Genomic DNA, 14,360 nt, shown 5'->3' with positions numbered 1-14,360 from the left:
CTACAAATAATCATGTTTAAAAAACTTCTTAAATGGTCGAAAGATACTTATACAGAGCTTCCTTGGCGAAGAAATAGAACTGTGTACAAGACACTTGTCTCTGAAATAATGTTGCAACAAACAACTGTAGGTACAGTTCAAAATCACTTTGATAGATTCCTTTCAATTTATCCAGATATTGAAACACTTGCTTCTTCAACTGAGGAAGAAATTTGCGTTGCTTGGAAAGGTCTTGGCTACTATCGACGTGCACGAAACCTTAGAAAGGCCGCAATTGATATCGTTGAAAACTTCAATGGTAAAATTCCAACAAAGTACGAAGAGCTGATCTCTATTACTGGAATTGGAGAGTACACGGCCAATGCTATTTTAAGTATTGGACAAAATAAGAGCGCACTTTCAATTGATGCAAATATTGAAAGAGTTGTTAGCCGTATTTATGGTATTCAAGGGGCCAAAGGGCCAAAGCTTCAAAAGCTTATTAAGCAAAAATTTGAAGCAGGCGAGTTTCCAGAAATTGCAAAGTGTAAGGGACGTGAAATCAACGAGGCCCTAATGGATCTTGGTCGAATCTATTGTCAGGCAAGAAGTGCAAATTGTGTTGGTTGTCCTGTACATAAAGATTGTGTTGCTGGTAATTCAAAAGATGCACTTGAATATCCTGAGATTCCTGTGAAGAAGATTGCTAAAACTTATGAGCTTGATTTACTAAGAATAATTGTCAAAGAAAATGACTCTATTCTTGGATATCGTAAGGCCGATAATGAGTGGCTTTCTGGTCAAATTGAATGTCCGACTTTTATTCTAAATAGTGAAGATAAGAAACTTAAGCAATATCCAGAGCTTGATTCAAAGTTATCCTATAAGAAGTTAAAGAAGTATAAAACGGCCATTACAAAGTATAAGATTACTAATTATATTCTTGAAATTTCTCATGCCGAATTTAAGAGGAGTTATTCCGGATCATTTAGAAAGTATAAGCTAAATGAGAAGTTAAATATTTCGACGGCAACAACGAAGGCCCTTGCTAAGCTGTAATGAAAGTAAATTGTTTCACGGCCATTAAAGAAATTCTTCTTGCGGATGGAATAAAGATTCCATATGAACGAGTTTATGAGTTCTTTGATTCTGTTGAAGACAAGTCTTTTGTAAAACATCGCCTAAGTGAACTAGCTGTTGGTGACTTAATTCTTTGGCGAAAGAATACTATTCCATTTAGTGGTGATACTGGTCACATTGCAATTATTAGAGAAATTCTAACTGATGGTTGGATCAGAGTTTATGATTATTCAAAACAGCCTCATTCAAATGAAGTGTGTACCCGACCTGGACTTGGAGAAGGGGAGATGAAGTTAATTTTAGACGATGATGAAATACTAGGATTTATTTGGTCAAAAGAAATCAAGAAGACCAAGATGACAAAAGTCCTGGGGATTTCTCCCCAAGACCTTAAAAAATTATTCTAATTCTTTAATGAAGAAAGTGTAAATATCGGCAAATTCTTTGAAAGATTCAAACCTACCTGAAGCACCGGCATGTCCCGCATCCATATTTGTCCAAAGAAGCTTAACTCGCGAATCTGTTGCGTTATCACGTAGTTTATAAGTCCACTTCATTGGTTCCCAATAAGTAACGCGAGGGTCATTTAGGCCAGCAATTGCAAGTACTGCTGGGTAGTCTCTATTTTGTACATTTGAATACGGACAATATGACTTGATATAATCAAAGTATTCCTTATCATTTGGATTTCCCCACTCTTCATACTCAAGCTGAGTTAGGGGAAGACTATCATCAAGCATTGTGTTTAGAACGTCGACAAATGGAACATCTGCGCAAGCTGCACCAATGAGGTTTTCTGTGTCGAGGTTAATTGTTGCACCAACAAGCATTCCGCCAGCACTTCCCCCCATAATTCCGATTTTACCTTTTGCAGTATATCCCTCGTTAATCAGATACTTTACACAAGAGTAAAAATCTTTAAATGTGTTTTGCTTCTTTAGAAATTTTCCATTCTCATACCATGCACGTCCCATTGTAGAACTCCCACGAATATGCCCAATAGCGTAAACGAAGCCACGATCAAGGAGTGAGATATTATTGCGGTTAAACCATGGATGAATTGAAATTGAATATGATCCATATCCGTAAAGAAGACACTTGTTAGGATCACCAATCTTAGTTGTCTTTGCTCTAATGATTGTCATTGGAACGAGGACTCCATCGTGAGAAGGGATAAATTTTCTCTCGACAACATAATTTTCATGATCAAAGCCAGGAACTTCAACTTGATGAATATGCGTTGATTCACCTGTTTCTACATTGTAGTCAAAAGTGGTACTCGGAGTCGTTGGTGAGCTGTAGTTGTAACGATATACATTTGTATCAAAATTTGCGTTATTACCACCGCCTGCATGATAAGCATCTTCTGGAAAAGTAATTTCTCTTCTCTCATCTCCATCGATAACAAGAAAGTGATTTAGTCCTTTTTCGCGAAAGCTTACAACTTTGAAATCTTTAAATACATTAATATTTGTAAGATATCTCTCAGGACTTCCTTCAACTTCAACGGAAGCAGTCGCGTAATCAGGGTTTGTAATTGGAGTTCTTAGAACTGAGAAGTTTTCGCTAAACTTATTTGTTAGAACTAAGAAATCGTTCCCATCTGCTTCAACTGTATATTCAATCTTGTCTTCTTTAGGGAAGATTTCAATAGGGTTTAGATCACTCGCATCAGCTTTCAAATATGAGATTGAATTATTTGAAGATCCACCCGCATTGATTAGTAAGAACCTGTGATCCATTGTTTCTTCAACAGTAAGGAAGTATTCACCAGACTCTTCAGTATAAATAACTTTATCAAATGAATTATTTATATCAGTAACGTGAACTTTAAATGGACGCATATTCTCATCCATTTCAATATAGGCGTAGTGCTTTGAATCGTTAAACCACACAGGGCCGCTGTTAATTTTCTTAGGACCTTCTTTAATGATTTCATTTGTTGATAAGTCTTTAATATATAGATCGTATAACTCATCACCATTGTCATCAATCGTGTAGATTAAGTAGCGATGGCATGGAGAAATTTCAAATGCACCAACATCAAGGAAGTCACGTCCCTTAGCTAATTCATTTTCATCGAGACAGACTTGTCTTTCATCTGTGCCAATGTGGCGACGAAAGTGAATTGGGTAATCTTTCCCTTCTTCATATCTTTCAAAATACTCATACTCATCATGTGGGTATGGGCATGTTTCATATGTTTGAAGTTCACGAGATTTTAATTCTTCAAAAATTGTATTCTTAAGTTCTTCAGAGTCACTAAGATAGTTTTTGAAGAGTTCATTTTCTTCATTGAGAAATTTCATAACGTCACTATCTTCTTCGCGATTTCTCATCCAGAAGTAGTCGTCAGTTAAAACCTGATCGTGAATTTTTGTTTCGTGTGGGATTTTTTTGGGTTGAGGATAATTCATTCTGCCTCCGTGTTTGAAATGTAAGGAAGGGAGTGGATTGCGCTAGCAATACACTCCCATAAAGAGTCAAGGTATAAGCCGGGTCCTGTATTGGACTATCATTCGTCTAGGCCAGTAGTTACCCACTGGCTCGAGCGCTTAACCCGTCAACAAGGGCTGGCTACCCCATGAGTCGACCTATTCAAGCTTGCACCGCCTAGAGTTTACCTGTTTTCACTACAGCAGGTGAGACGAATCTCGTCACTGATTGGCCGGCCGAAGCTACCCCAATCGAGTTCAAACCCCTGTACTTCCTTTCTGTTGCACTTGTCCTAGTCTCACGACCGACGGGCGTTACCCGCTAAGCTGCCATATGGTGCCCGGACTTTCCTCCCGTCTATTACACCGAAGTATAATAAACCAGCGATAGTCTCCTTAACTCTTTGCGAATTTATGCCCTATGTCACATCAAATGTCAAAGTCTTGTTACACCTCTGGTCATGAACTAAGGGAGTATGGTAAAACTTTTTTTAATTATATTCGTATAAGTTATATAGCCAATCGCCTTGGAGAATTGATGAAATATATTTTATTGGCTCTTGTGTCATTTTCAGCAAGTGCAAATCTAAAAAATTATGTACGTGAATATTTAAAAGATTCAACAGAAGTAAAAGAAGCGAGTTACAATTTTGAACTCTCAAAACTTACTCTAGAACTTGAGTCTGGTGATAAGAGGCCATGGACTTTAGGTGTTCTTGCTCAACATGATGATGTTGGACTGATATCAAACCCGAATAATCCGAATCTTGTTAACACATACAAAGCATTCAACTCTGGAGTTGAACTATCGAAAGAAAATGTTTGGGGTGGAAAGTTTTCTATTACTGGATCTTATATTGATTTTAGTGGTGGGACTGAATATGAAGGTTATAACCAAGAAGTTTCATATACTCAGGATCTAGGAAAGAACTTCTTTGGACGTAATGACGATGCTGATATCAAAATTGCCGAAAAAAATGTTTATTCTTCTAAGTATGCATTCGATGCCGAAGTTTCTCAAAATGTTCTTGGCTTAATTGAAACATATTATGACTATAAGAAAACAAAGACTTTAATTCAGCTTAAAGATGAAGCGATGAAACGTGCTGAAAAGAGACTTAAGTTTGTTCAAAAGCAAGTTAGAGATGGACTTAAGGAAAGAGTAGATCTTTATTCTGCACAAGCTTCTGTGAACTCTGTTGGAGAGGAACATGCAGAGCTTGAGTCACAACTTGAAACTTACAAGAAGTCATTAGAAAGTAAACTAGAGAGGGCCCATTCATTTAGAGATATAGATTTATATAAAATCGAAAAAATCAAAATGGAGCCAATTACTGATGGAGAGATTGATTCTAACCTGACAATTCAAGCATTGAATAAGAAGCTAGAGGCTTTGGAAAGTGCAATTGAAAAGTACGATAACTCAGTATTTCCAACAATCGAGCTTAGTGGTGCATATAAGACAAATAGTTATACTGTAGCAGGTAGTGGGAATGTATTTAGTGATGGTACATTTGGTTCTGATAATGACGCTACCGAAGTTGGTCTACAGATTGTGATCCCACTTGGTATGACTGTTGAAAAGAATAATTTAAAAGAAGCGAAAATTAATAAGCTAAATACAGAGTATCAACATAGACTAGCTAAAATTCGAACAAAGAATCAGCTAGAAGCTCTTAAAAATACGATTCGTCTTATTGATAAGACAATTGATTTAGTTCTAAAGAGACACAAGTTAGCGACTCTATCAGTTAAGGAGTATAATAAGCTCTATTCAAGAGGGCGTGCTGACTTTGATAATGTCATCTCAGCTGAAGAAAGACTTATTAGTACAGAGAATAAATTTGTTGAGTATATCAGCCGTCGCCAAAAGTTATATTTTAGCTTACTTGATATCTATGGAAAGCTTGGTAATTACTTTCAATAAAAAATTATAATGTTCGCAGGGTGCTAGGGAGAATCAATCTTCCACACCCTCGGCATAGAATTAAATCTTTTCCACTATTAAACTCACTACATTCACCTGCAGAATAAGTTAAGCGACAACTTCCACAGCTATTTCCCTGAAGAAATGTCGCAGCACTGTGATGATTTTTAACTTTTGCTTTTAGGTATAGGTCTTTTGCACGAATACCTACCTCGTCTAGGAGGCCATCGATTTGTTTATTGAGATCATTTACTTTAGAGTCATTACTTAATTTTATTTGTGTAACTTCTTCGTTAATTTCTGAAATGGTCTCGTTAACACCTTTAATAAACTCTTGTGTATTAGAAATTTCAGTTTCAATTTCCTCAATTTTCTCAAGTAGCTCTAAAATAGTATCTTGCTTTTGATTTGAATCTTCTTCTAGGGAAGATATAGTTTTTTGGATGGCCTCTTCTTGTTGAGAGCTAGTAACAGAACTTAAATTCTGTTTGGCCTGATCTAGCTTCTTGTCTGTATCAAAGAGTTCTTTCTCAAGAGAACTTAAACTTGCTTTTGTTTCAGTAAGTTGCACACTAAGTTGATCATTTAACTCTGTTTTGTTGTCTAGTTGTTTATTTAAAAAATCAATTCTTTTCAACTCTTCGTCTGTCGCGGACTCTAGGCCCTCAATGACTTTTTCTAAATCCATGACATCTTTTAGATATTTTAAGTTTTCCATTTGTAATTAATAACATATTTACCTAGCAGTCGCGATTGGAATATTTGTTTATTTGAGGCGATAATAGGGAAACAGGAGTTGTAATGCGCGGAAGTATATTCGGAAAAATGTTTTCTATGACCACGTTTGGTGAGTCACATGGCCCGGCCCTTGGAGTCGTTTTAGATGGTGTTCCAAGTGGACTTGATTTTAATTTAGAAGATCTACAAAAAATGTTAGATAAGAGGGCACCAGGACGCTCAAAGGGTGTGACTGCAAGAAAAGAGCCTGATCAAGCGGAAGTTCTTTCTGGAGTGTTTGAGGGAAAAACTTTAGGGACTCCAATCGCCGTTATTATTCGCAATACAAATCAAAGAAGTAAAGATTACGAAAAACTAAAGGATAACTACCGCCCAGGTCATGCTGATCGTACTTACGATTTAAAGTATGGTATTCGCGATCACCGCGGTGGAGGACGTAGTAGTGGACGCGAAACTGTTGCCCGTGTTGTTGCAGGGTATTTTGCAAGTCTAGTTCTACCACAGGTTAAGGTTAATACTTTTATTTCCAAGTTAGGCCCTTTTGAATGTGAAAATATAATTAAGAGTTTTCCACAGAATCTTGGAACATATAACTTTGGTGATCCATCGAAAGATGCTGAAATTGAAAAGTACTTAATAGATTTAAAGGCGAAAGGAGACTCAATTGGTGGTCGAATTTCAGTAAATATTGAAAATTGTCCAGTAGGTCTAGGTGAGCCAGCTTTTGATAAATTAAAAGCTGATCTTGCAAAAGCTGTTCTTTCAATTGGAGCTTGTGTCGCATTCTCTTTTGGTGCAGGTTCTAAGATGGCCGATATGAGTGGACAAGAAGTAAGCTCTAATAGTGCTAACTTTGGTGGAATCGAGGGCGGAATCAGTAATGGTGAAATGATCAATCTTGATTTAACTTTCAAGCCAACATCGACTGTTGGAGCAAATGCTAAAGAGGGACGTCATGATCCTTGTATTCTACCAAGAGCTGTTGTTGTCGTAGAGTCAATGGTTAGGGTAGTATTGGCCGATCATTTTCTAAGACAGAAGGCGTACGAGGTATAATTTGTCAGAAATAAAGTTATTTGATGAAATTAATGATGTTAATAAAATCCTAAATGAGATTGACTCTGATCGAATTCTCGTTGTGCTCGATTCTAATATTAATAGTCTATATCTTGATCTCATCGATGTTCGAGAGGGGATTGAAATCTATATTGCACCTGCTGGTGAAGATTGCAAGAATGTCTCTGAAGTAGAAAGGGCATGTGAGTTCTTTATTGAAAAGGGTGTACATCGTGGAGCTCATCTTGTTGCTATTGGCGGTGGCGCATGTTCTGATTTTGCGGGCCTAGTTGCTTCATTATTGCTTCGTGGAATTAAGTGGAGTGTTATTCCAACGACACTTCTATCAATGATTGATGCAAGTATCGGTGGAAAAGTTGCAGTTAATTCAAAATACGGAAAAAACCTAATAGGTGCTTTCCATCTTCCAGAGAAAGTTTATATCTGTGCAAAATTTTTGGAAACACTTGCGGAAGACGACTTTATTTCGGGTCTGGGAGAATTGGCAAAATACTACTTTCTTGATGAGCAAGTTTTTAATTTGATTAATAATGAAGCAAGCTTTGATGAAATCACACTTCGTTGTGCAAAGTATAAGCAAGAAATTGTTGAGCAAGATTTCAAAGAAGGTGGAATAAGAAAAGTATTAAACTTAGGTCACACTTTAGGTCATGCAATTGAAAAGGTTTATGAACTTCCACATGGTGTAGCTGTTTATTGGGGCCTTAAGTTAATTTTTAATATTTTTCACAGAGATGAAGAAAGCCAATTCTTAAATCAATTCTCAAGTATTTTTGGGCTGGATGCCTTGATGTGTCCCTGGGAGGATTCACTTCCAGTTGATGAAATGATGGAATTCATCGCAAAAGATAAAAAGATAATAAGTCGTAATACAATTGAGGTGATACTACCAAATGGTATTGGTTCTCCATCAATTCAAACGGTATCTTTAGATGATATTAGACAACACTTATTGGCCTATGCAAACGGTGCAGGCTCAACTAAGAGTTATATAAAGAAAATAAAAGTACCTTCGTCAAAATCTTTTGCCAATAGAGCTCTTGTGCTTGCAGCAATATATCCACAAGACATTCAACTCATTAACATGCCTGAATCAACAGACGTTGTTAATATGCTAAGCTGCCTAGAAAGTATTGGCCTTACAATTGAAAAAGCAGAAGATGGAATTATTATTCGTGGATCATTTCCAGAGTGCGAGATCGAGACGGAAGATGTGGTCGAACTTTACTCCGGTGATGGTGGAACGACAAATCGTTTTATTATTCCACTTCTTGCACTTGGAAAAAATAAGTATAGCCTTATTCCAAGTGAAAAAATGTTTGAAAGACCCATGGATGAATTAGTAAGTGTCTTAGATGATCTTGATGCAGTTGTAACACGTGATGAAAAAACATGGTTTCAAATCCAAGGTCCAATAAGTATTTCTAGAGGAGTCTATGAAGTTGACTGTAGTCGATCAACGCAGTTTGCTACAGGTCTTGCTATGGCCTTATCTCCACGTGATATTGATGTTGAGCCAGTTAACTTAACAACGAGTCGCCCATATTGGGACATGACTCTAAATTTAATTGAACGATTTAAAAATGGTGAGCAAGTCTTTGAGGTTCCTGTGGACTTTAGTTCTCTTGGTTATCCATTAGCTTATGGGTGTTTAACAGGCCCTGTGCTCGTTGAAAATTGTAAAGGTATCGACCGTTTTCAAGCAGATAGTAAGTTTATTGGTTTACTTGAGGAGCTTGGAGGTCAATTTGACTTCACATCAAATGGTTTACTCTTTAATGGAATGGATAATTTAAATGGATTTGAGATCGATTGTCGTGATTGTCCGGATCTTATACCGACATTATGTTTCCTTGCTTCATATGCTAATGGAGCAACAATTATTAGAAGTGTTGAAGTCTTAATTCATAAAGAATCAGATCGCTTAAGTGCTGTAATGGACTTAATGGAACTTTACGATATCGAACATCACTATAATGAAGCAGAAGATTTTCTAGAGATTATAGGTACCAAGCCAGATGGACGAATTGTTGATATTGTACCACCTCGTGATCATCGTATGGTTATGGTTTCTTACCTCTACCAATTGGTTAACGGCGGTGGAAATCTTGAAAATAAGGATTGTGTCGAGAAGTCGTTTCCTGATTTCTTTGAGGTAATCGCCTAGTGAAAAAGATTGAAATCATAATTGTTTCGGCCTTTATTTCGATTTCAATCTTTTGCGAAATCTTTGGCCATCGTGGGAATATCTATCCTTTTTTTAGTTGGAACTTATTTAGTGTGTCGAGGACTAATTAAATGATTAGTAGTTTTTCTCAGATATTCTACTTAATGACATTTTCAATTATCAGCATGTTTTTATATGAGAGTTTTCCATCTCAAAAACAAACAAATTGGATATCTTCATTTCTTCCAGTAAGTTTTCTTTTTCCTATTTTATGCTTATGGACTATCTCTACATTTGGGGCCATAAGTGATTTTTGTCGAAAATATTTTCGTATTCTCTATTCTATATTACTCTTTTTAATAATAGGAATGACAAATGGTGCTGATATAGACCACGATTTATTCTTATGGCTTTATATTTCGATAATTCTGATTTTTGAAAATAATAATAAAGATCCAAGTTATGATGTTCTAAATTTATCTAAACTTCTAACTGTTCTAGTATATTTTATGTCTGGGTTTTGGAAGGTTTTTTATTCTCTCACAAGTTTCTTTTCCGAAGGACAAGGCTATCTTCATTTAAATGGCTTACATAAAATTATATATAATTATAATTCTAGTATTGGTTATAGCTGGCCAGTTTTAGATCAAGTACCAACGTTTATATTCTTTATTTTTGGATTACTTATCGTTTCCTTAGAACTGAGTGGTCTAATCTTATACTTTAGGAAAAAGTCGGCTTTATACATTTGGGCGCTGTTAATAATTGCCTTTCATTTACTGACTGTTGCAGTTATGAAGATTGAGTTTGTATCAAATATAATTCTTCTAGGCTTAATTTTTTGCTTTCCTAAGAAAAAAGAATCCAGCCAATCTTCTCGTTAATATACTGAAGTGTAAAAAAACGTGACTTATCAAGATCTACATTCTTATCAATAACAAATTGGCCCGTATTATTGGCAATCATATGTTTATTACTACTTACTGTTGGCGTTTGTGATAATTTACTTTTAACGACCTTAAAGTGAATACAAGATTTTACGCTCGTTGGATTCTCAGGAAGTTTATAATTCATTCCCGATTTTAAAGTTACACATGTACCAAAATCATTGGAAATTAGGATGTTACCTGAGTCAATTACTTTGGAACGCGAAAATGCGTGTACAATTGATTTGTAGGTAAATAGCGAGAAAATTGTAGATAAAATAAAATTTCTTCGTTTCATGATACTATTATATAATAGATTTATAAAAATACAGAAAATTATTTATTAGAGGATACGGTTATGACTTTAAGAAATGGTACGTTAACAAATTTTAATACGGCGACATTTTCGACAGCTAGTGTAACAGGACCTGACCTTTACTATTCAGGTGGAAGTTTTGTTGCTTATAATCACCTAGTTGCAAGATTGGATATTCGTGCTGCTCGTAACTTAAGTGTAGGTTCAAATATTAATGCAGGTGGAAATATCACAAATGGTGGCTCTATTACAGCAACAGGTGATGTAAGAGGTGCCAGAGTATGGAATGCTGTTTGGAATGATGTTGCAGATTATCAGCTTCTTAATGATGAATTAATCCCTGGAAAGTGTTATTACGATACTATTGAAGGTGCACGTATATGCTCTGAAAGATGCCAATTAAGTGTTATTGGTATTGCGTCAGATACTTTTGGTTTTGGTGTTGGAAAAGGTAATGCAGGTCTTGAAGTCCCTATAGCCATTGGTGGTTGGGTTCTTGCTTATGTTGACGATGAGTACCCGTGTGGAACACCATTAACAAATGATGAAAATGGAAACTTAACGGAAATGTCTCTTGAAGAGAAACGTGATTATCCTGAAAGATTAGTTGCTATTTATAAGAAAAAAGAACACAAAGATACATTCGGTGATGGTAATATTGAGATTCAAGTTGATGGCCGTCATTGGGTAAAAGTTAAGTAATAAAAGGTCTACTATGATAGTCTTATCAATTGCTTTTTCGGAAGCTTGTAACTTAAGTTGTAGTTACTGCAATGTTGATAAGCTTTCCAAGAAATCAATCAATACAGATTTATTTTTTGAATCATATAAGAAGGTTCGCGCTGAAAATCCTGATGAGTTAATTCAGGTTGATTTCTACGGTGGCGAACCTCTTCTTCATTGGGATAAGATTGTTCGAGTAACTGAAGAATTAAAAAATGAAGATAATATTCAATTCTATATGCCAACGAACGGTCTGCTATTAGATCAAGAGAAAGTCGATTTTTTAAATGAAAATAACATTCGAGTTTCTCTTTCATATGATGGACTATGGCAAGATATCAATCGTAAACAGCATGATAATCGCGCAACAAGTTACTTATATGAAAAGAAGCTTCCGCTTATTAAACAACTTAATGATTTAAGCTGTCACACCATGATTTATGCAGGAAATAGTAATCTTCTTGAGAATCATCTCTTTATCAAAAAAGTTTTAAATCTAAATCCTGATCTTACTCTCATTAGAGATGTTGATGTTTGGACCTATGAGAGTGCAAATGATGTAAACAAAGGATTTAGTGAGCTTGTTGATTGGTATATTGAAAATGTTGATGATGTCGAGATGCCACAAATAATTCTCACTTACTTAAGACACATTCTTCGCTATACGGCCAAAGATATAACGATTGATTATTGCGGAGCAGGAGACACTCATTTATCTTTTTCAGAAGATAAGCTAATTGCCTGTAATCGCTTCAAAGATGACGACCTTTATTTAAAAATCCCAGAATATAAGAATATGGCCGCTTGTGAGAGCTGTAGTGTAAAAAAATTCTGTAGAAAAGGTTGTTTATATGAGAACATTAAGAACGAAGGACCTATTGAAAATATTTGCATAATGTATCGCCATTTTTATAAGGAAATACAACGCATGATTTCTGAAATTAGGTCTAATGAATATTTTACTAGAATCTTGAAAAGAGAAGTGTATGAATCTTAAAGCTCTAAATCGCAGTATGTTTTTGGCGGCTGAACATTTATTTGAAGCGGGTAAACATTTGATGCCAATTTCACCAGAATATGGTGAAAGGCTAATGCTCGAAGCAGATGAAATTCTTTCAATGATAAAGCCAGAAGTTGAGAAAGTATCAGATGAAAAGTTGGACGGAATTCTAGATGAAATCCTTAACGTGGAGATAGAATAATGGTCGCTTATAATTTTGAAAATCCAGCAAAAGCTAAAAAAAGATATGCAAAGAATTTCTTTACTTTAGAAATTACAACGTCGGCACTTTGTGACTTAAATTGTACTTATTGTTTCGAAGGTGAAAAAGTCGATAAGGCTCGTCTTGATAATGAGCTTCCTGTTATCTTTAAAAGAATTGATAGTATCCTTGCGGATAAAAATTGGTTCCAAGAAAAATATGATGGTTTAAACATATCTCTTTGGGGTGGAGAGCCAACTCTTAACCCTAATTTCATTATTGAGTTGATGAACAATTATCGTGACCACGATAATGTAGACTTTCACCTTTATACTAATGCTTTCAATATTCACAATATGAGAAAGATTATTGAAAATGTAGATACAAGCAAACTTCATGTACAGGTTTCGTATGATGGCCGTGCCGTTAATGATAGCTATCGTTTAATGAAGAATAAAAAGCCTTCGAGTAATCATGTTATCAATAACCTTTATGAGCTTGCTAATCTTGGGATTAACGTAAGTATGAAGGCAACTCTTCCTATTGATAGTATGGAGAATCTTTATTCATGTTGGGAAGATTATCATGACATTCAAAAGCTTCTTTGGAAGGTATCAAAAGATATTAATATTAGTTATTCTCCAACGATTGACTATATTACAAAATTTTCTCTTGATGAGAAAAAAGATGCCATCAAGGTTTTTAGGGCAGAGTTTTTAAAAATAGCAAAAAGAGAAATCGAGTTCTATAAAGAAAATGGTCGCTACCTATGTTCTTGGTTTGGTGGTGAAGATAACCGCAAGCATTGTTCTGCAGGTTATAATATGGCCGCTATTGATCAACGTGGAAATCTCTATGCTTGTCACGGAGCGATTTATTCAAAACATAAAGAAGAGTTAGCTTATAGCGATATCAATGATGATGCATTTGTTGAAAAAATAAGTGCATATACGCAAAAATTTGAAGAACCACTTAAGAAGATTCACAAAGATTGTCAGGATTGTGTTGCAACTACTTGTATGATTTGTCCTGTGGCAAGTCACGAGAAGAGTGAAAAAACAGACTTTTTTGAAAAATGGACTGATAATTGGGTTAACGAATTATGTGGTTTCTTTAAAACTTTTGGTGAGATTGATCGAGCTGTACAGAAGCATATATACTCTGTTGGTGTAATGACTACAGAAGAGTATATTGAAAAGGAGGTCACAAATGGCATGTAGTGGTGGACACTGTACCTTTCACAATACAGGAACAGCTACTTGTTCAGGGCACCGAGGTGTTTGTACGTCAAATAGAGGTGTAACCCTAAGTACTGGAGTTGCGACGGGTAATAAAGTTTTAAGTAGTCATATAACTAACTTAAGAAATAATATAGCTGCGGAGTTAGCACGATATCGTGTACACCCTTTTTATAATCCAGGAACTCCTTCGGCGTCACTTGGTGTTGGTGTTAGAATTACAAATGCCGCATCAGCATCAATGAATAACGAGATTAATGACCTTTCTCCTAATAATGATTCAACTGTAAGTTATACGCCAGCACCAACAGGTGTTTCTCCGGCCGATAATAGACCTCGTACCGCGGATGATCCTACTGCTGGTGGTTCATCGGGAGCGAGAACATGGAATAAGTATGGACAAAAAGTTGTTAGATCACATGTACAAGAATTATTGAATTACTATAATACAATTAGAGCAGATTGTATTTGTAACTCTGATTGTAATTGTAATGCTGTATGTTCATGTCACAATAATTGTGGATGTCACTATTAGATTTAAAAGGAATTAAT

The 14,360-nt window shown here is 35.7% G+C and carries 14 protein-coding genes and 1 other RNA gene; 11 read left to right on the top strand and 4 right to left on the bottom strand.

Annotated features, from left to right (window positions below; genetic code table 11):
• The first annotated feature begins 12 nt into the window (after positions 1-12).
• Both ACMAYS_RS07945 and ACMAYS_RS07940 read left to right on the top strand, forming a co-directional pair.
• Positions 13-1,038 (top strand): hypothetical protein, encoded by a 1,026-nt coding sequence (locus ACMAYS_RS07945; protein WP_412463068.1) that lies wholly within the window; start codon positions 13-15, stop codon positions 1,036-1,038.
• Entirely contained in the window at positions 1,038-1,466 is a 429-nt protein-coding gene (locus ACMAYS_RS07940) for a hypothetical protein (RefSeq protein ID WP_392990532.1), read from the top strand. The genes ACMAYS_RS07945 and ACMAYS_RS07940 overlap by 1 nt, the downstream gene beginning before the upstream one ends.
• On the opposite strand, the gene ACMAYS_RS07935 is transcribed toward ACMAYS_RS07940, so the two are convergent.
• Together ACMAYS_RS07935 and rnpB are read right to left on the bottom strand one after the other, a co-directional pair.
• A complete protein-coding gene (locus ACMAYS_RS07935; RefSeq protein WP_392990534.1) occupies positions 1,458-3,476 on the bottom strand; it encodes a S9 family peptidase in 2,019 nt (672 codons plus the stop codon). The two genes, ACMAYS_RS07940 and ACMAYS_RS07935, sit on opposite strands and share 9 nt — an antisense overlap.
• Positions 3,477-3,534: 58 nt before the next feature.
• An RNA gene (gene rnpB, locus ACMAYS_RS07930) (RNase P RNA component class A) lies at positions 3,535-3,898 on the bottom strand.
• Positions 3,899-4,032: 134 nt separating this feature from the next.
• Between rnpB and ACMAYS_RS07925 the strand changes: the two genes are divergently transcribed.
• The gene (locus ACMAYS_RS07925) at positions 4,033-5,421 is read left to right on the top strand and encodes a TolC family protein (protein ID WP_158246923.1); all 1,389 of its coding nucleotides are present in this window, start codon (positions 4,033-4,035) and stop codon (positions 5,419-5,421) included.
• A 4-nt stretch (positions 5,422-5,425) separates the two neighbouring features.
• Here ACMAYS_RS07925 and ACMAYS_RS07920 read toward each other — a convergent pair whose 3' ends face one another.
• A complete protein-coding gene (locus ACMAYS_RS07920) occupies positions 5,426-6,139 on the bottom strand; it encodes a zinc ribbon domain-containing protein (RefSeq protein ID WP_412463067.1) in 714 nt (237 codons plus the stop codon).
• 83 nt (positions 6,140-6,222) lie between these two features.
• Here ACMAYS_RS07920 and aroC point away from each other — a divergent pair, with 83 nt between their 5' ends.
• The 3 genes from aroC to ACMAYS_RS07905 all read left to right on the top strand — a co-directional run bounded on the left by aroC (position 6,223) and on the right by ACMAYS_RS07905 (position 10,287).
• A complete protein-coding gene (aroC, locus tag ACMAYS_RS07915; RefSeq protein WP_103218755.1) occupies positions 6,223-7,215 on the top strand; it encodes a chorismate synthase in 993 nt (330 codons plus the stop codon).
• Position 7,216: 1 nt separating this feature from the next.
• Positions 7,217-9,403 (top strand): hypothetical protein, encoded by a 2,187-nt coding sequence (locus ACMAYS_RS07910; protein WP_412463066.1) that lies wholly within the window; start codon positions 7,217-7,219, stop codon positions 9,401-9,403.
• Between the two features lie 164 nt (positions 9,404-9,567).
• A complete protein-coding gene (locus ACMAYS_RS07905) occupies positions 9,568-10,287 on the top strand; it encodes a hypothetical protein (RefSeq protein ID WP_146037896.1) in 720 nt (239 codons plus the stop codon).
• Here ACMAYS_RS07905 and ACMAYS_RS07900 read toward each other — a convergent pair.
• Positions 10,253-10,627 carry a hypothetical protein gene (locus ACMAYS_RS07900; protein WP_146037897.1) on the bottom strand — a complete coding sequence of 125 codons (375 nt, stop codon included), beginning with the start codon at positions 10,625-10,627 and terminating at the stop codon, positions 10,253-10,255. The two genes, ACMAYS_RS07905 and ACMAYS_RS07900, sit on opposite strands and share 35 nt — an antisense overlap.
• Positions 10,628-10,687: 60 nt before the next feature.
• On the opposite strand from ACMAYS_RS07900, the gene ACMAYS_RS07895 reads away from it, so the two are divergent.
• From ACMAYS_RS07895 to ACMAYS_RS07875, 5 genes are read left to right on the top strand one after another with little or no spacing between them, the layout of a single operon-like run.
• On the top strand, positions 10,688-11,347 hold the full coding sequence (locus tag ACMAYS_RS07895) for a hypothetical protein (RefSeq protein ID WP_103218759.1): 660 nt from the start codon (positions 10,688-10,690) through the stop codon (positions 11,345-11,347).
• Between the two features lie 13 nt (positions 11,348-11,360).
• Positions 11,361-12,365: a radical SAM protein gene (locus ACMAYS_RS07890; RefSeq protein ID WP_103218760.1), complete on the top strand. Its 1,005-nt coding sequence runs from the start codon at positions 11,361-11,363 to the stop codon at positions 12,363-12,365.
• On the top strand, positions 12,355-12,570 hold the full coding sequence (locus ACMAYS_RS07885; protein WP_103218761.1) for a hypothetical protein: 216 nt from the start codon (positions 12,355-12,357) through the stop codon (positions 12,568-12,570). The genes ACMAYS_RS07890 and ACMAYS_RS07885 overlap by 11 nt, the downstream gene beginning before the upstream one ends.
• Entirely contained in the window at positions 12,570-13,790 is a 1,221-nt protein-coding gene (locus ACMAYS_RS07880) for a radical SAM protein (protein ID WP_103218762.1), read from the top strand. The genes ACMAYS_RS07885 and ACMAYS_RS07880 overlap by 1 nt, the downstream gene beginning before the upstream one ends.
• On the top strand, positions 13,780-14,343 hold the full coding sequence (locus ACMAYS_RS07875) for a hypothetical protein (protein WP_103218763.1): 564 nt from the start codon (positions 13,780-13,782) through the stop codon (positions 14,341-14,343). The genes ACMAYS_RS07880 and ACMAYS_RS07875 overlap by 11 nt, the downstream gene beginning before the upstream one ends.
• Positions 14,344-14,360: the final 17 nt, after the last annotated feature.

Origin of the sequence: Halobacteriovorax sp. RT-2-6 (assembly GCF_047085025.1) — a bacterium.
Taxonomy (GTDB): Bacteria; Bdellovibrionota; Bacteriovoracia; order Bacteriovoracales; family Bacteriovoracaceae; genus Halobacteriovorax_A.
Note: the sequence above shows the minus strand (reverse complement) of the source record. Positions and strands in the feature narration are given on the sequence as shown.

Bases quoted from the DNA above. Each gene is read 5' to 3' on its own strand.
- ACMAYS_RS07945 (WP_412463068.1), top strand. From the start codon at position 13: ATGTTTAAAAAACTTCTTAAATGGTCGAAAGATACTTATACAGAGCTT.
- ACMAYS_RS07940 (WP_392990532.1), top strand. From the start codon at position 1,038: ATGAAAGTAAATTGTTTCACGGCCATTAAAGAAATTCTTCTTGCGGAT.
- ACMAYS_RS07935 (WP_392990534.1), bottom strand. From the start codon at position 3,476: ATGAATTATCCTCAACCCAAAAAAATCCCACACGAAACAAAAATTCAC.
- ACMAYS_RS07925 (WP_158246923.1), top strand. From the start codon at position 4,033: ATGAAATATATTTTATTGGCTCTTGTGTCATTTTCAGCAAGTGCAAAT.
- ACMAYS_RS07920 (WP_412463067.1), bottom strand. From the start codon at position 6,139: ATGGAAAACTTAAAATATCTAAAAGATGTCATGGATTTAGAAAAAGTC.
- aroC (WP_103218755.1), top strand. From the start codon at position 6,223: ATGCGCGGAAGTATATTCGGAAAAATGTTTTCTATGACCACGTTTGGT.
- ACMAYS_RS07905 (WP_146037896.1), top strand. From the start codon at position 9,568: ATGACATTTTCAATTATCAGCATGTTTTTATATGAGAGTTTTCCATCT.
- ACMAYS_RS07900 (WP_146037897.1), bottom strand. From the start codon at position 10,627: ATGAAACGAAGAAATTTTATTTTATCTACAATTTTCTCGCTATTTACC.
- ACMAYS_RS07895 (WP_103218759.1), top strand. From the start codon at position 10,688: ATGACTTTAAGAAATGGTACGTTAACAAATTTTAATACGGCGACATTT.
- ACMAYS_RS07890 (WP_103218760.1), top strand. From the start codon at position 11,361: ATGATAGTCTTATCAATTGCTTTTTCGGAAGCTTGTAACTTAAGTTGT.
- ACMAYS_RS07885 (WP_103218761.1), top strand. From the start codon at position 12,355: ATGAATCTTAAAGCTCTAAATCGCAGTATGTTTTTGGCGGCTGAACAT.
- ACMAYS_RS07880 (WP_103218762.1), top strand. From the start codon at position 12,570: ATGGTCGCTTATAATTTTGAAAATCCAGCAAAAGCTAAAAAAAGATAT.
- ACMAYS_RS07875 (WP_103218763.1), top strand. From the start codon at position 13,780: ATGGCATGTAGTGGTGGACACTGTACCTTTCACAATACAGGAACAGCT.